The organism is Streptomyces sp. NPDC037288 (genome assembly GCF_055603265.1).
Window position 1 is genome coordinate 121,220 of record NZ_JBVJVY010000019.1, and the last position, 17,051, is coordinate 138,270.

Annotated in this window: 14 protein-coding genes and 3 pseudogenes; 5 read left to right on the forward strand and 12 right to left on the reverse strand. The window is 72.3% G+C overall.

Annotated features, from left to right (window positions below):
* Nucleotides 1-5: 5 nt before the first annotated feature.
* Both ACZ7GZ_RS22155 and ACZ7GZ_RS22160 read right to left on the reverse strand, forming a co-directional pair.
* Nucleotides 6-371, reverse strand: a pseudogene (locus ACZ7GZ_RS22155) (methyltransferase); the annotation flags it as partial.
* Between the two features lie 168 nt (nt 372-539).
* A complete protein-coding gene (locus ACZ7GZ_RS22160) occupies nt 540-1,841 on the reverse strand; it encodes an MFS transporter (RefSeq protein WP_471026650.1) in 1,302 nt (433 codons plus the stop codon).
* A 71-nt stretch (nt 1,842-1,912) separates the two neighbouring features.
* Here ACZ7GZ_RS22160 and ACZ7GZ_RS22165 point away from each other — a divergent pair, with 71 nt between their 5' ends.
* On the forward strand, nt 1,913-2,908 hold the full coding sequence (locus ACZ7GZ_RS22165) for a GlxA family transcriptional regulator (protein WP_471026652.1): 996 nt from the start codon (nt 1,913-1,915) through the stop codon (nt 2,906-2,908).
* On the opposite strand, the gene ACZ7GZ_RS22170 is transcribed toward ACZ7GZ_RS22165, so the two are convergent.
* The 3 genes from ACZ7GZ_RS22170 to ACZ7GZ_RS22180 all read right to left on the reverse strand — a co-directional run bounded on the left by ACZ7GZ_RS22170 (nt 2,898) and on the right by ACZ7GZ_RS22180 (nt 6,107).
* Nucleotides 2,898-3,947 carry a Zn-dependent alcohol dehydrogenase gene (locus ACZ7GZ_RS22170; protein WP_471026653.1) on the reverse strand — a complete coding sequence of 350 codons (1,050 nt, stop codon included), beginning with the start codon at nt 3,945-3,947 and terminating at the stop codon, nt 2,898-2,900. The genes ACZ7GZ_RS22165 and ACZ7GZ_RS22170 overlap by 11 nt on opposite strands.
* Nucleotides 3,947-5,095, reverse strand: coding sequence for an acyl-CoA dehydrogenase family protein (locus ACZ7GZ_RS22175; protein WP_471026656.1), 1,149 nt, complete (start codon nt 5,093-5,095; stop codon nt 3,947-3,949). Before ACZ7GZ_RS22175 ends, ACZ7GZ_RS22170 begins: the two co-directional genes overlap by 1 nt.
* Nucleotides 5,096-5,195: 100 nt before the next feature.
* On the reverse strand, nt 5,196-6,107 hold the full coding sequence (locus ACZ7GZ_RS22180; RefSeq protein ID WP_471026657.1) for an SDR family NAD(P)-dependent oxidoreductase: 912 nt from the start codon (nt 6,105-6,107) through the stop codon (nt 5,196-5,198).
* A gap of 85 nt (nt 6,108-6,192) precedes the next feature.
* Between ACZ7GZ_RS22180 and ACZ7GZ_RS22185 the strand changes: the two genes are divergently transcribed.
* Entirely contained in the window at nt 6,193-7,119 is a 927-nt protein-coding gene (locus tag ACZ7GZ_RS22185) for a cyclase family protein (RefSeq protein ID WP_471026658.1), read from the forward strand.
* Between the two features lie 259 nt (nt 7,120-7,378).
* Here ACZ7GZ_RS22185 and ACZ7GZ_RS22190 read toward each other — a convergent pair.
* From ACZ7GZ_RS22190 to ACZ7GZ_RS22210, 5 genes and pseudogenes are all read right to left on the reverse strand, one after another.
* Nucleotides 7,379-7,639, reverse strand: a pseudogene (locus ACZ7GZ_RS22190) (ATP-binding protein); the annotation flags it as partial.
* Between the two features lie 168 nt (nt 7,640-7,807).
* A pseudogene (locus ACZ7GZ_RS22195) lies at nt 7,808-8,014 on the reverse strand (ATP-binding protein); the annotation flags it as partial.
* A gap of 550 nt (nt 8,015-8,564) precedes the next feature.
* The gene (locus tag ACZ7GZ_RS22200; RefSeq protein ID WP_471026661.1) at nt 8,565-9,440 is read right to left on the reverse strand and encodes an acyl-CoA dehydrogenase family protein; all 876 of its coding nucleotides are present in this window, start codon (nt 9,438-9,440) and stop codon (nt 8,565-8,567) included.
* 83 nt (nt 9,441-9,523) lie between these two features.
* A complete protein-coding gene (locus ACZ7GZ_RS22205; protein ID WP_471026662.1) occupies nt 9,524-10,657 on the reverse strand; it encodes an acyl-CoA dehydrogenase in 1,134 nt (377 codons plus the stop codon).
* Complete coding sequence (locus tag ACZ7GZ_RS22210) at nt 10,657-11,850, reverse strand: amidohydrolase family protein (RefSeq protein WP_471026665.1); 1,194 nt, start codon at nt 11,848-11,850, stop codon at nt 10,657-10,659. Before ACZ7GZ_RS22210 ends, ACZ7GZ_RS22205 begins: the two co-directional genes overlap by 1 nt.
* Before the next feature lie 114 nt (nt 11,851-11,964).
* Here ACZ7GZ_RS22210 and ACZ7GZ_RS22215 point away from each other — a divergent pair, with 114 nt between their 5' ends.
* The gene (locus ACZ7GZ_RS22215) at nt 11,965-13,473 is read left to right on the forward strand and encodes a class I adenylate-forming enzyme family protein (RefSeq protein ID WP_471026667.1); all 1,509 of its coding nucleotides are present in this window, start codon (nt 11,965-11,967) and stop codon (nt 13,471-13,473) included.
* Nucleotides 13,474-13,664: 191 nt separating this feature from the next.
* Here ACZ7GZ_RS22215 and ACZ7GZ_RS22220 read toward each other — a convergent pair whose 3' ends face one another.
* Nucleotides 13,665-14,177: an EF-hand domain-containing protein gene (locus ACZ7GZ_RS22220; protein WP_471026669.1), complete on the reverse strand. Its 513-nt coding sequence runs from the start codon at nt 14,175-14,177 to the stop codon at nt 13,665-13,667.
* Nucleotides 14,178-14,330: 153 nt separating this feature from the next.
* The gene (locus ACZ7GZ_RS22225) at nt 14,331-14,705 is read right to left on the reverse strand and encodes an STAS domain-containing protein (RefSeq protein WP_471026670.1); all 375 of its coding nucleotides are present in this window, start codon (nt 14,703-14,705) and stop codon (nt 14,331-14,333) included.
* Nucleotides 14,706-15,037: 332 nt separating this feature from the next.
* On the opposite strand from ACZ7GZ_RS22225, the gene ACZ7GZ_RS22230 reads away from it, so the two are divergent.
* Nucleotides 15,038-15,607 carry a sigma-70 family RNA polymerase sigma factor gene (locus tag ACZ7GZ_RS22230; RefSeq protein ID WP_471026672.1) on the forward strand — a complete coding sequence of 190 codons (570 nt, stop codon included), beginning with the start codon at nt 15,038-15,040 and terminating at the stop codon, nt 15,605-15,607.
* Nucleotides 15,604-16,983: a zf-HC2 domain-containing protein gene (locus ACZ7GZ_RS22235; RefSeq protein ID WP_471026674.1), complete on the forward strand. Its 1,380-nt coding sequence runs from the start codon at nt 15,604-15,606 to the stop codon at nt 16,981-16,983. Before ACZ7GZ_RS22230 ends, ACZ7GZ_RS22235 begins: the two co-directional genes overlap by 4 nt.
* The last annotated feature ends 68 nt before the right edge of the window (nt 16,984-17,051 follow it).

The following is a 17,051-nucleotide window of genomic DNA, read 5'->3' on the forward strand; positions in this document are numbered from 1 at the left end:
CGAGGTCAGCGCGCCACCAGCCGCCACAGCGACGTCACCTCGGCCGCGCGGGCCGCGTGCAGGGGGTCGGTCGGATCGCTCGCGCGCGCGTGGCGGGGGCGGGTGTCCGTGCGGGCCAGGACCTTCAGGCCCGCCCTCTCGCTCGCTCCGAGCAGCTCGGCGCGGGTGCGCAGGCCCAGGTGTTCGGCCAGGTCGGACAGGATCAGCCAGCCCTCGCCGCCGGGTTCCAGGTGCGCGGGCAGACCGGCCAGGAAGGCGTGCAGCATGGCGCCACCGGGGTCGTACGCGCCCTGGTCGAGCGTGGAGGCGGGGCGGCCCGGGAGCCAGGGCGGGTTGCAGACGATCAACGCGGCCCGGCCGGGCGGGTACAGCTATCCGCTCTCAGCGTGCCAGCGGGCGGACAGGGGTGCGTTCTCGGTCCGGCGGACCAGGGACACGGCATGCTCCTCGGGAGGGTGTTCCTACGTGGGCGGGCACGAGGAACGCGTCGCCGAGGACCATGCCGGGTGTCATCAACTTCCCCTTGTGGAAAACCGGGTTCAGGATATCGCCGGTGCGAGCACGGGCGGGCGGCGGATCACCAGGGACATCAGGGCCGCCGCCGCGCACAGCGTGCCGGAGGCGTACCAGACGAGGTCGTAGGAACCGAAGACGTCCCGGGCGAGGCCGCCGAGGAAGGCGACGAGGGCCGCGCCGACCTGGTGGGAGGCGAGCACCCAGCCGAAGACGATGGCGCTGTCCTCGCCGTACTGCTCCCGGCACAGGGCCAGGGTCGGCGGGACGGTGGCCACCCAGTCCAGGCCGTAGAAGACGATGAAGAAGAGCATCGGGGGGTGCACCGCGGGGCCCAGCAGCATCGGGAGGAAGACCAGGGAGACGCCGCGCAGGGCGTAGTACACCGCCAGCAGGCGGCGCGGTTCGAAGCGGTCGGTGAACCAGCCGGAGGCGATGGTGCCGGCCACGTCGAACACGCCGATGACCGCGAGCAGCGAGGCCGCCGTCGTGACGGGCATGCCGTGGTCGTGCTCGGCGGGCACGAAGTGGGTCTGGATCAGGCCGTTGGTGGAGGCGCCGCAGATCGCGAAGGTGCCGGCGAGCAGCCAGAAGGTGCCGGTGCGGACGGAGGTCGCGAGGACCTTCAGGGTGCGGCGGGCGGCGCCCGTCACCGGGGGCGGCTTCGGTACGAACTGCCGGGCGCCGTACGGGGACATGCCCACGTCCGCCGGATGGTCGCGGAGCAGGATCCACACGAAGGGGACGACGGCCAGGGCGGCCAGGGCGACCGTCACGGCGGCCGGGCGCCAGCCGTGGTGCTCGGACAGCCAGGACAGCACCGGCAGGAAGATCAGCTGGCCGGAGGCGGACGCGGCGGTGAGGATGCCGCTGACCAGGCCTCGCCGCTCGGTGAACCAGCGGTTGGTGACCGTGGCGGCGAAGGCCAGAGCCATCGAGCCGCTGCCGAGGCCGACGAGCAGGCCCCAGCACAGCCACAGCTGCCAGGCCGCCGTCATCCACACGGTCAGGCCGGAGCCGGCCGCGATCACGGTCAGCGCGACGGCGACCACCCGGCGGATGCCGAAGCGGTCCATCAGCGCGGCGGCGAAGGGCGCGGTGAGGCCGTAGAGCGCGAGGTTGAGGGAGACGGCCGCGCCGATCGTGCCGCGCGACCAGCCGAACTCCTGGTGCAGCGGGTCGATGAGCAGGCCGGGCAGGGAACGGAAGGCGGCCGCGCCGATGATCGTGACGAAGGTGACGGCGGCGACGAACCAGGCGCGGTGCACACGGCGGCGCCTTACGGGCGGGGCCTGGACGGGGGCTGCGGCGGGGCTTGTCTGAGTCACGTCATACAGCGTCCTTTCTCCATGAGCGCGCATCGAGTGGCCCGGGAGACAGCATTCGCTAGGAACGGGCCATGAGTGGTTCCGAGGAGTTCCGTCCGCACCGGGTCGCCGTTCTCGCCCTCGACGGCCTGCTGCCCTTCGAGCTCGGCATCCCGCACCGCATCTTCGGCCGCCCGAAGGACGAGCGGGGCCGGCACCTGTACGAGGTGGTGACCTGCTCGGTACGGCCGCCGGGCCCGGTCGAGACGGACGCCGACTTCGCCATCCACGTCGCCCACGGACCGGAGGCGCTCGCCGAGGCCGACACGGTCGTCGTCCCGGCCTCGTACGAGCTGGGCCCGGTCTTCGAGGAGGGCCGGCTCACCGACGAGCTGGCCACCGCCCTCGCCCGTGTCCGCCCCGGCACCCGGCTCGCCTCGATCTGCACCGGCGTCTACGTCCTCGCCGCCGCCGGACACCTCGACGGCCGCCCGGCGACCACGCACTGGGCCGACGCCGAGCGTTTCCAGCGGATGTTCCCGAAGGTCGAGGTGGACGCGGAGGTGCTGTTCATCGACGACGGTGACGTGCTGACCTCGGCCGGGGTCGCCGCCGGGATCGACCTGTGCCTGCACATGGTGCGCCGCGACTTCGGTACGGCGGTCGCCAACGACGTCGCCCGGCGCACGGTCGTACCGCCGCACCGCGACGGGGGCCAGGCCCAGTACATCGAACGCCCGGTGCCGGACCCGCAGCTGGCCACGACCACGGCCGCCCGCGCCTGGGCGCTGGGCCGGCTGCACGAACCGATCCAGCTGCGGGACATGGCCGAGCAGGAGGCCATGTCGGTCCGCACCTTCACCCGCCGGTTCCGTGAGGAGACCGGGATCAGCCCCGGCCAGTGGCTCACCCAGCAGCGCGTCGAGCGTGCCCGGCATCTGCTGGAGACCACCGACCTGTCCGTCGACCAGGTGGCCCGCGAGGCGGGCTTCGGCACGGCCCAGTCGATGCGCCAGCACCTGCAGCAGGCCCTCGGGGTGACACCGACCGCCTATCGCAGGACGTTCCGGACCGGCGTCAGAACGTGAGCACCGCGCGGGCCACCCGTCCGGCCTCCGCGTCCGCGCGGGCCTTGGCGAAGTCCTCCACCGGATAGGCGGCCGTCACCAACTCGTCCAGCAGCAGGCGCCCCTGGCGGTACAGCTCGGCATAGCGGGCGATGTCACGCTGCGGGCGCGAGGAGCCGTAGCGGCAGCCGAGGATCGCCTTGTCCAGATAGAGGGAGGAGACGAGGAAGGACGCCTCGGCCGTCACCGGCGGCACCCCCAGCAGGATCGCCTGCCCGTGCCGGTCGAGGAGGTCGATCGCCTGCCGGATCAGCTCCACCCGGCCGACGCACTCGAATGCGTGGTCGGCGCCCGTGGGCAGGAGGTCCCGTACGCCCTTCGCCGAGGTCAGGAAGTCGGTGGCGCCGAACTGCCGGGCCATCCCCTCCTTGGCCGGATCGGCGTCCACGGCGACGATCCTGAGCGCTCCCGCGAGCCGCGCGCCCTGCAGCACGTTCAGCCCGATGCCGCCGGCCCCGATGACGACGACGCTGTCCCCGTGGTCCACCCGCGCCCGGTTCAGCACCGCCCCCACGCCCGTGAGCACCCCGCACCCGATCAGCGCGGCGGACTCCAGGGGGATGTCCTTCGGGATCCGTACCGCCTGCACGGCCTTGACGACCGTGTGCTCGGCGAAGGCCGATGCGGCGGCGAACTGGTGGACCGACGAGTCCCCGCGGGTGAACGGCTTCGCCGGGCGCCCGATCGCCTGCCGGCACATCGTCGGCCGGCCCCGGTCGCACTCCGGGCACGTCCCGCAGTTGGCGAGCGTGGACAGCGACACGTGGTCGCCGGGCGCGACATGGGTGACGCCCGCGCCGACCGCTTCCACGACCCCCGCGCCCTCGTGCCCCAGCACCACCGGCACCGGAAAGGGGATGGTGCCGTCCACCACGGACAGATCGCTGTGGCACAGCCCGGCCGCCGCGACCGCCACCAGCACCTCACCGGCCCCCGGCTCCCGCACCGCGAGATCGTCGACCACCTGCACCTGCTTGCCGTCGAACAACACACCACGCATCACACGGCCCCCTTGGGCTCTCTGGGCAGACCGAGCACGCGCTCGGCGATGATCGTGCGCTGGACCTGGTCCGAGCCGCCGTAGATCGTGTCGGCCCGGGAGAAGAGGAACAGGTGCTGGTCGGCGCCGAGTTCGTACGGCGCCGAGGGCGACCAGTCGGCGGGGCCGACGGCGGCCCGCGCCCCGCGCACCTGTACGGCGAGCTCACCCAGGCGCTGGTGCCAGCCGCCCCACAGCAGTTTGGCCACGCTGGGCGCGCCGGGACCGGCCGAACCGCCGAGGGTGCGCAGGGCGTGCCGGCGCATGGTCCCCAGTTCGGCCCACTGCCGCACGAGCCGCGCCCGTACGACGGGGTCACGGACCGCTCCGCTCTCCGCCGCGGCACGCACCACGGCAGCCAACTCCTCGGCGAACCCGATCTGCTGGGCGAGCATGGAGACCCCCCGCTCGAAGCCCAGCAGGCTCATGGCCACCTCCCATCCGCGCCCCTCTCCCCCGACGACGTGCTCCACGCGCGCGTACGCCCCGTCGAAGAAGACCTCGTTGAAGTCGCTGGTGCCGGTCATCTGCCGGATGGGGCGGACCTGGATACGGCCGGGCTGGTCCATGGGGACGAGCAGGAAGCCGAGGCCGTGGTGGCGCCTGGACTCGGGGTCGGTGCGGGCCAGCACGAAGCACCAGTGGGCCTCGTGGGCGAGCGAGGTCCAGATCTTCTGCCCGCTGATCCGGTAGCGGTCCCCGTCCCGTACGGCCGCCGTCCGCACTCCCGCCAGATCCGAACCGGCCCCGGGCTCGCTGTAACCCTGGCACCACAGTTCCTCACCGGCCGCGATCGGGGGCAGGAAGCGGGACTTCTGCTCCTCGGTGCCGTGGGCGACGAGGGTGGGGGCGAGCAGGTTCTCGCCGATGTGCCCGACGCGGTGCGGTGCGGGGGAACGGGCGTACTCCTCGGCCCAGACGACCTGCTGGGTGAGGGTGGCGGTCCGGTTGCCGTATCCCGACTGCGGCCAGCCGAGGCCTATCCAGCCGGCTTGGCCGAGGGTGCGTTCCCAGGTGCGCCGGTCCGTAGCCGGGTGCGCGTGGGCAGCCAGCCAGGAGTGGGCCTCGGCCCGGAAGTCCTCGTCCTCTTCGGTGAATCCGAAATCCATGGAAACCGCCTCGGCTCGAGCGCCCCGTCCGGGGCGCGGGGAACTGCGCGACCGGCCACACGCGACCCGCGGCCGCCAGACCACGACGTGTGCCGAGCTGTCAGGCGTTCGGCCTGGACCCGCCCCGCGCCGCCTCCTCCATCGCCGCCAACCGCGCAAGCATGGGCATGGGGTCCGCACCCACCGACCCCGGCAGGAACTCCGCGATCGTTTCCGGTGTCCAACCGCCGGAGGCATACGCCGAACGCAGCTCCCTCGGCTGCGCCCACACCGCGATCTTCGGCCCCGCGACGGTGTACACCTGCCCGGTGATGCCGTGCGCGGCGGCCCCGTCGGAGAGCAGGTACACCACCAGTGCGGCCACGTCCTCCGGCTCGCCGATCTCCGTCAGCTCCATGGGAACGTTGGCGGACATGCGCGTACGCGCCACCGGCGCCACCGCGTTCGCGGTCACCCCGTACTTGTGCAGACCGAGAGCCGCGCTGCGCACCAGCGAGATGATCCCGCCCTTCGCCGCGCTGTAGTTGGCCTGGGACACCGATCCCTGATGGTTGCCGCTGGTGAAGCCGATCAGCGTGCCGGAACGCTGCTTCCGCATCACCGCGGACGCCGCCCGGAACACCGTGAACGTGCCCTTCAGATGGGTGGCGACCACGGGGTCCCACTCCTCCTCGGTCATGTTGAACAGCATCCGTTCGCGCAGGATCCCGGCCACGCACACGACCCCGTCCAGCCGGCCGTACGCCGCCGACGCGACGTCCACCACCCGCTGTCCGCCCGCCATCGTGGAGATGTCGTCGGCGACCGCGACCGCCTCGCCGCCCGCCGCCTCGATCTCCTTGACGACCGCCTCGGCGACCTCGCTCGTGGGCGAGGCTCCGTCCACGGAGACGCCGTAGTCGTTGACGACGACCTTCGCCCCCTCGGCGGCGGCTGCCAGCGCGACCGCCCGGCCGATCCCGCGTCCGGCGCCCGTGACGGCGACGACCTTCCCTGCCAAGAAGTTCCCCACGCCCGGCCCCTTCCCGCTCTTTCTGACGGACCGTTAGATTTTATGACCCGTCAGACAGTCGGAGACAAGCCCCCGGGGAGGGCCGATGTCGCTGCCCGCCGAGTTCCATGAGATCGCCGAGCGCGTGAACAACTGGGGGCGCTGGGGGGCCGATGACGAGATCGGGACCCTGAACCTGATCACGGACGAGGTGGTGCGGCAGGCCGCCGCCGGGATCCGCACCGGCCGCCGTATCCCCCTCGCGCTCCCGCTCCGGCAGGACGGGGTGCAGACCGGCGTGATCCCGGGCCGGGTCAATCCGCTGCACGCGATGGTGCAGATCAATCAGGAGCTGTTCGGGCCGGGCACGGTGGCGTGCAGTGACGACGCGGTGACCATGGGCCTGCAGGCGGGCACCCACTGGGACGCCCTCACCCATGTCTCGCACTCGGGGAAGCTCTACAACGGCCGCCCGGCGCACACGGTCACCGCGCACGGCGGCGCCGAGTTCAGCGGGATCGACAAGGTGCGGCACATCGTCTCGCGCGGGGTGCTGCTGGACGTGGCACGCGCGCGGGGCGTGGAGCGGCTGGAGGGGGGTCACGCGGTCACGCCGGAGGACCTGGAGGCGGCGGAGGAGTTCGGCGGGGTGCGCGTCCGGGCGGGGGACGTCGTGCTCGTCCGTACCGGGCAGGTGCAGCTGTATCTGGCCGGGGACAGGCACGGGTACGGCTATCCGTCACCGGGGTTGTCCCTGCGTACGCCGGAGTGGTTCCACGCGCGCGATGTGGCGGCGGTCGCGAACGACACGCTCACTTTTGAGATATTTCCGCCCGAGACGGAGAATCTCTGGCTGCCCGTGCACGCCCTGAATCTGGTGGAGATGGGGATGCTCCAGGGTCAGAACTGGAATCTCGAAGAGTTGTCCACAGCCTGTGGAGAAACGCGGCGGTACACGTTCCTGCTGTCGGCGATGCCCGAGCCGTTCGTCGGCGCGACGGGGACGCCGGTGGCCCCCGTGGCCGTCCTCTGAGAATTCCGTGGCCCTGCTGGACCGGCCGGCGGCGCGCCTCCCCCCACGGTCACGCGCACGCGCCGCCCACCGGGTGCGACCCACACTCGACGAGGACCGCCGTCGCCCGGGCCCTCGCCGTCCCCTCGCGGCGAATCGTCGCCCACAAGCGTGATCAGCCGGTCACGGGTCGTCAACGCCGGTAAGGGGATTTGTTACGTAAGCCCCGTTCGTGACACCCGCGCACGGATGCATCCCCGGCGCACCACCGCGCCGGGTGCTACACCGCCTCGAAGGCGAGACCCTCGTACGCGGCCACTCCGCCCCCGTACGCCATCGCTGCGCTCTCCCTGGGCTGCGAACAGCGGTCCAGTTCGCACCAGATGCTCTTGCCGGCGCCTTCCGGGCTCCAGCCCCAGCGGTCGGCCAGGCAGTCCACGAGGGCCAGGCCACGGCCGCCGGTGGCGTCACTGCCGGCGCAGCGCGGCACGGGGGCGCGGGACGAACTGTCGGCCACCTCGACCCGCACCGTGGCCACCTCGGGCGGCTCGGCGGCGTCCGCGGACCCGGCGGAACGCACCGCCCCGGCGGGGTCCGGGGCAACGACCGGTTCGGGCGTCCCGGCGGGACCGGGGGCAACGGCGGGCTCGGTGGCAACGGCGGGCTCGCCGGTCGCGGCCGGATCCGCGATCCCGGCCGGATCGGTCGTCCCGGCCGTGGTGCCGGGCAGGGAGAGCCGGAGCACGGCCGTGTGGCCGGTGTGCACCACGGCGTTGGTCACCAGCTCGGAGACCAGCAGGATCAGGGTCTCGGCCAGCGGCTCGTCGGCTGCTATTCCCAGCCCCGCGAGCCGCGAGCGGGCCCATCTCCGCGCCCTCCCCACCTCCGTGGGGTCGGGCCGGATCTCCAGCTGCACTTGAAGCACCTGCACCGCTCACACCATCCGAACCGGCGGACACATGACCCCACGCCGACCGGCCGCCACGGCCGGGGCCGCGGCGACGATCACGAGGGCCACGATCGTAGCCATTTTCTGCATGGCCAGAACAACGGCCAGAGCAAGGGTCACAGAACGTGAGTCCCTTACGCGACAGCATGGTTGACGTACAGTCACCCCAACAAGCGCTTCGGGCATATTCCAGCGCGAAGGAGTACGCGTAAGGCATACTGTGCGACGCTCGCTCAGGGGAGTCGAACAGGCGGCGGCCGAAGCCGCAACCGCCCCGCGAGCAGCGGCGCGCACCGCGCGACCCGGCATCGCCCCAGAGCGATCACCGGCCCGGCTCGTGCTCACAGCCACTCGCATCCCACACAAGGTACCGGAGCGGACGCCCGACTCCGGGTCGTGACGAGTCCCGAGAAGGACACAACCCGGTATCGACGCTCCGTGATACCGGCGTGCCACGATCCGCGACAACTTGGGCCAAGGCTTTGCCGCTGATGCAGCCCAGAGCGCTGACGGCTCTTCAGGCCGCCAGACCGGCGGCGAGGAACTCCTCACTCTCCGTGCTCCCGCCACCACGGCGGGCCCGTACCCAGGCCCTCTTCAGATGCAGATGGACGTCCGCCTCCCACGTGAACCCCATGCCGCCGTGCACCTGGAGGCAGTCGCGGGCGCCGCGTACGGCCGCCTCGTCGGCGAGCAGGCGGGCGGCGGCGATGTCTGCCGGGTCGGCGGTGACGGCGGCGGCGTAGACGGCGACGCGGGCGGTCTCGGTGCGCACCAGGAGGTCTGCGCACAGGTGCTTGACGGCTTGGAAGGCGCCGACTGGACGGCCGAACTGTTCGCGGCTGCGGGCGTGTTGGACGGCGAGCTCGGTCACGCGCACGGCGGTTCCCAGTTGCTCGGCGGCGGTGAGGAGGCCGGCCGCCGCAACGGCACGACGGCCCGGGGCTGCGCCGGGAACGCGGTGCAACGGCGTGAGCGGGTCCACCGAGCGCAGTGGTGCGGCGTCCTCGGTGTCCCCGAGGACGACGTCCGCCCTCTCCAGCCACTCCACCAGTTCCCCGTCCACGGCTGTCACGACCGTTTCGCCGGTGGCGGCGCCCGGGACGGTGCCGGCCGCCAGGTGGGTGGCGACGAGGGGGCCGGGCAGGAGTGCCCGGCCCGCCTCCTCGAAGGCCAGTGCCGCCTCCGGCAGGCCCAGTCCGACCCCGCCGTCCGCCTCGGGCAGCCGCAGGGCGAAGAACCCCGCGTCCCCGAGCGCCCGCCACAGCTGCCGGTCGAGCCGCCCCGGCGCGTCGACGGCCGCACGCAACGCGTCCCGCCCGAACCGCCGGTCCAGCAGCTGACGCACGCCGGCCCGCAACGCGCACTGATCGTCGCTCAGTTGGAAACGCACACTCGTCTTCCCTTCGGTCGGCACCCTGCGCGACCGGCCCCGCGCCCCCGCCTGCCCCCACTCCGTGAAGGCCCGCGCACGATTCATCTCCCCTTCGGCAGACCGAGGATCCGTTCCGCCACGATGTTGCGCTGGATCTGCGAGGTGCCGGCGGCGATCGTGTACGACAGGGACGACAGGCGGTCGAGGGTCCAGGGGCGGTCCAGGTCGAGGCTGTCCGGGCCCAGCACGTCGGCTGCGGTGTCGTACAGCTCCTGGCGGGCGTGGGAGTAGCGGAGCTTGAAGACCGAGCCGCCGGTGCCCGGCACTCCGCCGCTCGCCTCCGCCTCGCTCACGTTCCACTGGGTCAGCCGCCACAACGCCCGGAACTCCGCCTCCAGCCGCCCGAGCCGGCGGCGCAGTACGGGGTCGTCCCAGCGGCCGTTCTCGCGTGCGGTCCGGGCGAGTTCGCGCAGCACCCGGCGGCAGGCGACGACCTCGCCGACGAAGGCCGTGCCGCGCTCGAAGGACAGGGTCACCATGGTCACGCGCCAGCCGTCGTTCTCCGCGCCCACCCTGTTGGCCACCGGCACCCGGACCCCGTCCAGGAAAACCTCGGCGAACTCCGCCGACCCGGCGAGCGTGCGCAGCGGCCGTACGGTGATGCCCGGCGCGTCCATGGGCATCGCGAGCCAGCTGATGCCCCGGTGCCTGGGCGCGTCCGGATCGGTGCGCACCAGCAGTTCGCACCAGTCGGCGACCTCGGCGTGGGAGGTCCAGATCTTGGACCCGGTGACCACGTAGTCGTCGCCGTCGCGCCACGCGCGGGTGCGCAGCGCGGCGAGGTCGGAGCCGGCGCCCGGTTCGCTGAACCCCTGGCACCACACCTCCTCGCCGCGCAGGATCGGCGGCAGCCAGCGCGCCCGCTGCCCGGGAGTGCCCTCGGCCGCGATCGTCGGGCCGGCGTGCAGCAGTCCGACGAAACCGGCACCCACATAGGGCGCGCCCGCCTTCTCGGTCTCCTCCAGGAAGATCAGCCGGGTGGTCGGCGAGGCGTCCCAGTGGACGTCGGCGTACCCGGCGTCGTACAGCATCCGCTGCCAGCCGAGGTCGTACGCCCTGCGCGCGGGCCAGTCGTCCGGGGACGGCTTGGCGGGGAGGGCGGGGAGCACCTTGGCGAGCCACTCCCGCAGCCGGCCCCGGAACTCCTCCTCCTCGGGCGTGTAGGAGAGGTCCACTAGCGGTCCAGGTCGAGATCCAGCATGCGGATGGCGTTGCCCCGCATCAGCTTGTGGATCGTCTCGTCGTCGAGGCCCTTCACATGGTCGAGGGCGACCTCCTTGGTGTGCGGGAAGGTCGAGTCGACGTGCGGGTAGTCGGTCTCGAAGGTGGCGTTGTCCCTCCCCACGGCGTCCAGCGACGCGACTCCGTGTTTGTCGCGGAAGAAGCAGCAGAAGATCTGCCGGTAGTAGTACGTCGACGGCGGCTCCGGGACCAGGTCCCTGACCCCGCCCCAGGCGCGGTGTTCCTCCCAGACGTCGTCGGCGCGTTCCAGGGCGTACGGGATCCAGCCCATCTGCCCTTCGGAGTAGGCGAGTTTGAGGGACGGGAACTTCACCAGCACCCCGCTGAAGAGGTAGTCCATCATCGAGGCCATCGCGTTGTTGAAGCTGAGCGAGGCCTGGACGGCGGGCGGGGCGTCCGGGGAGGCGGCCGGCATCTGCGAGCTGCTGCCGATGTGCATGTTGACGACCGTGCCCGTCTCCTGGCAGACCGCGAAGAAGGGGTCCCAGTAGCCGGAGTGGATGGAGGGCAGCCCCAGGTGGGTGGGGATCTCGGAGAAGGTCACCGCCCGCACCCCGCGCTCGGCGTTGCGCCGGATCTCGGCCATGGCCAGTTCCACGTCCCACAGCGGGATCAGGCACAGCGGGATCAGCCGGCCGCCGCTGTCCCCGCACCACTCCTCCACCATCCAGTCGTTGTAGGCGCGCACGCAGGCGAGGGCGACCTCCTTGTCGTGCGCCTCGGCGAAGGTCTGGCCGCAGAAGCGGGGGAAGGTCGGGAAGCAGAGGCTGGCCTCGACGTGGTTGAGGTCCATGTCGGCGAGCCGGGCCTTCGGGTCCCAGCAGCCGCGCCGCATCTGCTCCCTCGTGATCCCCTCCAGCGTCATCTCGTCCCGGTCGAAGCCGACGGCGGCGATGTTGCGCTTGTACGGGAACTTCAGGTCCTCGTAGATCCACCAGTCCGTCGGCTGGCCGTCCGGATCCATGGTGATCCGGTACTTGCCGCCGATGTAGGCGAGCTCCCCGATTCCGGCGGTCAGCGGTTTGGGCCCCCGGTCCCGGTACCTGGACGGCAGCCAGGTCTCGAAGAGGTGGGCGGGCTCGATCACATGGTCGTCGACGCTGATGATGCGGGGCAGTTCGGTCATGGTTCCCCTCGCGTTCCCCTCCGTCGGACAGTACCCGGACGGCTACTTATCTGATGCACCGTCAGATAGCATGGCAGCTGACGGTTCGTCAGCCAAGACAGTCAGGGGCCAGACGTGAACGAGACCCCGCACTCCCTGGGTTCCGCCCGCACGCTGTGGGACCTGGTCGTCCGCCGCGCGGCCCTCACCCCCGACCGCCCGGTGCTGCTCCAGGAGGACCGGGCCCTCACCTTCGGCGAGCTGCGCGCGCGTGCCGAGCGGGTCGCGGCCGGCCTGTACGGCATGGGCGTACGCCCCGGCACGGTGGTGGCCTGGCAGCTGCCCACCCGCATCGAGACCGCCGTGCTGTCCTTCGCGCTGGCCCGCCTGGGCGCCGTGCAGTCCCCCGTGATCCCCTTCTACCGGGACCGGGAGGTCGGCTTCGCCCTGAGGGAGTCGAAGGCGGAGTTCTTCGCGGTCCCGGGCGTGTGGCGGGGCCACGACCACACGGAGATGGCCCGCCGTCTGGGCGCGAAGGGGATCTTCGAGGCGTACGACGCCCTCCCCGACGGCGACCCGTCCGCCCTTCCCGCCCCGCCCGCCGAGGGCACCTCGGTCCGCTGGATCTACTGGACCTCGGGCACCACCTCCGACCCCAAGGGCGTGCTGCACACCGACCGCTCCCTGATCGCCGGCGGTTCCTGCCTGGCGCATGCACTGAGGCTCACGGCGGCCGACGTGGGCTCGATCGCCTTCCCGTACGCCCACATAGGCGGCCCCGACTACCTGGTGATGCTCCTGCTCTACGGCCTCCCGGCGGTGATGTTCGAGCACTTCGCGCTGCCGGACGCGCTGACGGAGTACCGGCGCCACGGGGTGACCGTGGCCGGCGGCTCCACGGCCTTCTACTCCATGTTCCTGGCCGAACAGCGCAAGCAGCCGGGTGCGGAGCTGGTTCCGTCCCTGCGCCTGCTCGCGGGCGGCGGCGCGCCCAAGCCCCCCGGGGTCTACCACCGCGTGGTCCGCGAGATGGGCGTCCAGCTCACCCACGGCTACGGCATGACCGAGGTACCCATGATCACCATGGGCGATCCCGAGGACAGTGCCGAGAACCTGGCGACGACCGAGGGCCGCCCCCCGACGGGCATGGAGATCCGGATCGTGGACGGCGAGATAAGACTCCGCGGCGAGGCCGTCTGCCAGGGCTATCTGGATCCCGCGCAGACGGCCGCCGCCTTCGACGCCGACGGCTTCCTGCGCACCGGCGACCTGGGCCACGTCACGGACTCGGGCCACCTGGTCCTCACCGGCCGCCTCAAGGACGTGATCATCCGCAAGGGCGAGAACATCTCGGCCAAGGAGATCGAGGACCTGCTGGCCGCGCATCCGGCGGTGGCCGACGTGGCGGTGGTCGGGCTGCCGGACGCGGACCGCGGGGAGCTGGTCTGCGCGGTGGTGGAACAGCCGCCCGGTGCGCCCGGGTTGACTCTGCCGGAGGCCGTCTCGTACCTGCGCTCGGCGGGCCTGTCCGTGCACAAGCTGCCGGAGCGGCTGGAGGTGGTGGAGGCGCTGCCCCGGAACGACACCCTGCGCAAGGTGCTCAAGTACAGGCTGCGGGAGCGGTTCTCACGACCGTTTCCTTAGGCCACTCTGCGACCCACCTCGCTCCCACCCACCTGGGAAAGAGCGGATACAGCGGGTGGCCGCTCGATGAATGCGTCGGCCTGATCACGGCGGAGGCGCTGCAAGCGGCCGACGAAGCCGAGTAGCGTCCGGCGACCGGTCAGCCCCGCTCACCGAACGAAGGTTGAGCGCAACTGGCAAGGGAACGGCGGCTATGCCGGGACGGTGAAGTAGTGCGCGAACGCCGGGATGATCTCCGGCTCGCCCACCAGGCCGTCGCCGTCGGTGTCCAGTGCGGCGGCGACCGTCCGGGCGGCCTCCTCCGGCACGTGGAACACCCGCAGCACGCGTGCGGTGTCCGCGACCGTGGCCCGGCCGTCCCCGTCGGTGTCCGCGACGGCCAGGGCCGCGTGCAGGAAGGGGCGGGCGATCCCGGCGAAGCGCTCGGGGTTGTCGCGCAGGCGCTTGACCGCGCCGGTGACGAACTCCTCGCGGGTGATGCGCTGGTCGCCGTCCCGGTCCGCGATCCCGGCCATGCCCTGCCAGAACGCCTCCGCGCCGGCGTACAGCGCCTGTCCCTTGTCGGAGCGGGCGGTGACGGAGAACTCGGCGAGCAGCGCCTTGGCCGCCGAACTGAAGTCCTCGCGGTCGATCCAGCCGTTGCCGTCCTGGTCGAAGGTGGCGAACCGGGCGGCGATCCTGCGCTCGTACTCGGTGCTGACCATGTCTGTTCGGGCCGCCTTACGTCTGCGTGGGGTCGATCTGCCAGGGAGCGTACGACGGAGCCGGCCGCCGGACGGCGGGAATCCGGCGGTTGTGCCAAGACCGGGGGAATTCTGCGACAACAGTGTGGCCTTGTCGCGAAGACTCCGGGGCTCTCACGCGGAGAGCGGGCCCGCCTCGTCGGTCGTCGCGGACTCCAGATCGGGCCGGACGTCGAAGAGGCGGCGGACCCCGAGCGCGCCGAGGACCCGGTTGACGTGCGAGCCGTCGACGGCGCCCCGGTCGGGCAGGATGAGCCGGAGGCTGCCCTGGCAGGAGCGGATGAGCCTGCGGGCGGCGATGAGGACACCGACCCCGCTGGAGTCGCAGAAGAACACCTCGGAGAGGTCCACGACGAGGCTGTGATGGCCCTCGGCGACGACGTCGTGCACGCGTTGGCGCAAAACCGGCGAGGTCATCAGGTCCAGTTCCCCGGTCACCCGGAGCACGGCCCACTCGCCCTGTTCGACGCCGGTCACGTTGAATGCCACGTCCCTGCCCCTCCGCTCGCCGGAACTCCCGGAACCGCCCGGAAACGGAAGCAGTTCCTACGCTTGCTTCCGCGCGGCTGCCCAGCGGCCGTTCCCTGAAACGTCGAGCAGCAAACCGGCCTAGATCAACAAGGGGCTTATTTCGGTCACTACCGATCTCACTCGATCAGGCATGCACACGGTCCGTGTGGAGGTTATGTGAAAAGGGCACTATCACCAGCGGCGCTTCGAGGGGCGCACATTGGCACAAAGGGGCGTGCGGTGTCAGAGGTGCCGACTACATTCGGGAAGACGGTGCAGACAGGCTGGCACGGGTGAGGGGAGGGGACCGCATGGCCACGAAGAACGTACCGCCCCGCGGGGACCGGAAGATGCAGCAGCGGCTCGCCCGTGGCGAGGCAGCCGCCCTGGGCGAGATGTACGACCGGTTCGCCTCGCTCGTGCACGGCCTCGCCCACCGCGTCCTCGGCGACGAGAAGGCCGCCGACACCCTCACCCGCGAGGTCTTCGCGCACCTCTGGGAACACCCGGAGACGTACGACCCCAGGAAGGGCCCGCTGCGCACCTGGGTCGCCGGGGTGACCCACCGGCTCGCCGTGCAGCGGCTGCGCGACAGCGAGACCGCGGCGCTGCCGCAGGGCGGCGGCTCCCTGGCGGAGCTGGAGCGCAAGGTGTGCCGCGCCTCGGTCGCCGCCCGCGCCGACTACATCGTCCACTCGATGCCCGCTCCCCTGCGCCGCGCCCTCGACCTGGCCTACTTCCAGCGCCGCGACTACCGCCAGACCGCCGCCGACCTCGGTGTCACCGAGGACGAGGCCCGCCGCCGGCTCCGCCTCGGCCTGCAACTGCTCTCCACCGCCCACGACGCCGGGACACCGCCGGGACACGGAGGTGCGGTGTGAGCGGAGCGGGAGGGTTCGAGGCACCCGACGAGCACGGCGGGCAGGAGGAGGACAAGCCGCGCGAGGGGCACGACGGCGCCGGCGGCCGGGGTGACGAAGGGCACACCGGTGACGGCGCCGGCGGCTCGGGGCAGGACCCGGACGGCACCGGCGCACCCGAACCCGCCCGGCCCGCGCGCATACCGACGCCCCGCACCTCGGTCGAGGACAGCGGGCTGCCGCTGCCCGACCTCCCCGGCCTCGCCCCCGTGCCGCTCGACCTGCCGCACGACGTCCTGAAATCGCTCCTCGGCGCCTGGGCGCTGGCCGCCTGCTCGGCAGCGGAGACCGCGGCCGTCGAGGACCACCTGGGCTCGTGCGGCAGCTGCGCCGACGAGGCCCGCCGGCTGCGCGAGGCGGTCGGGCTGCTGCACCGGCCGGAGAGCCTCGACCTGGACCCCGGGCTGCGCACCCGGGTCCTGGAGAGCTGCCTGGAGCGCCGCCCGCCACGGATACCCGTGCCGGAGTGGTCGGCGCCGTACGACGCCGAGACCGCCCGCCTGGACGCCCTGCTGCAGGACTTCGGGCACGCGGAGTGGCATGCGCCGGTACGGCTGCGGTGGTTCGCGGCCGACACGGCGCGGAACCGGCGTACGACCGTGGCCGGGGTGATCGCGCACCTGCTGTCCGTGGACGGGCTGATCGCCGTCGCGCTCGGCCTGGAGGACCCGCTGGCCGGGGTGGCCGGGGCGGCGCAGCACGCGGCGGGCCCGGCCGCGCGCACCGAGGCGTACTGGCGGACCTCCCACTTCCCGCCCACCGGCTCGGTGCGGGGGCCCTGGCGGGAGCAGAGCCACGGCCTGGTCCGGACGGTGTCCTTCACGGGCGGCCACGCGGGCGGACTCGCGGTGTCGTACGGCGACTTCGAGCTGCCGCTGCACGACGCGATGCTGGACCGGGCCTTCGAGTGCTGGATCCACGCCGAGGACATCGCGGAGGCGGTGGACTACCCGTACGAGCCGCCCGCGCCGCGTCACCTGAACAAGATGATCGACCTCGCGGCCCGTATGCTGCCCGCCGCGCTGGCGGAACGCCGTCAGCAGGGGCTGGCCTCGCCCGCCCGGGGACGGCACCTGGGCCTCGCCGGCGAGCCCGGCCGCAGCCTGCGCCTGGAGATCGAGGGCTCGGGCGGCGGTGAGTGGCTGATTCCCCTGGACTCACCGGCGGCAGTGGGCTCCGCGGACTGGGAGGTGGCCCATGTGGCGCTGGACGGCACGGAGTTCTGCAAGCTCGCCGCAGGCCATGTGCCGCCGGAGGAGGCCGCGGCCGGGCAGGTCGGCGACCGGGAGGCGATCAGGGATGTGCTGTTCGCCGTGGCGGGGTTGAGCCGGATGTAGGTGCGGGTTGCGGTTCCGCGGGCGGCTGCGGGCGGGCAACCCCCACGCACTCGCCGGCGGCCGAACAC

What these genes read in the sequence shown, in the direction of transcription:
- ACZ7GZ_RS22165 (WP_471026652.1), top strand. Translation starts at nt 1,913, where the DNA reads ATGAGTGGTTCCGAGGAGTTCCGTCCGCACCGGGTCGCCGTTCTCGCC.
- ACZ7GZ_RS22170 (WP_471026653.1), bottom strand. Translation starts at nt 3,947, where the DNA reads ATGCGTGGTGTGTTGTTCGACGGCAAGCAGGTGCAGGTGGTCGACGAT.
- ACZ7GZ_RS22175 (WP_471026656.1), bottom strand. Translation starts at nt 5,095, where the DNA reads ATGGATTTCGGATTCACCGAAGAGGACGAGGACTTCCGGGCCGAGGCC.
- ACZ7GZ_RS22185 (WP_471026658.1), top strand. Translation starts at nt 6,193, where the DNA reads ATGTCGCTGCCCGCCGAGTTCCATGAGATCGCCGAGCGCGTGAACAAC.
- ACZ7GZ_RS22210 (WP_471026665.1), bottom strand. Translation starts at nt 11,850, where the DNA reads ATGACCGAACTGCCCCGCATCATCAGCGTCGACGACCATGTGATCGAG.
- ACZ7GZ_RS22220 (WP_471026669.1), bottom strand. Translation starts at nt 14,177, where the DNA reads ATGGTCAGCACCGAGTACGAGCGCAGGATCGCCGCCCGGTTCGCCACC.
- ACZ7GZ_RS22230 (WP_471026672.1), top strand. Translation starts at nt 15,038, where the DNA reads ATGGCCACGAAGAACGTACCGCCCCGCGGGGACCGGAAGATGCAGCAG.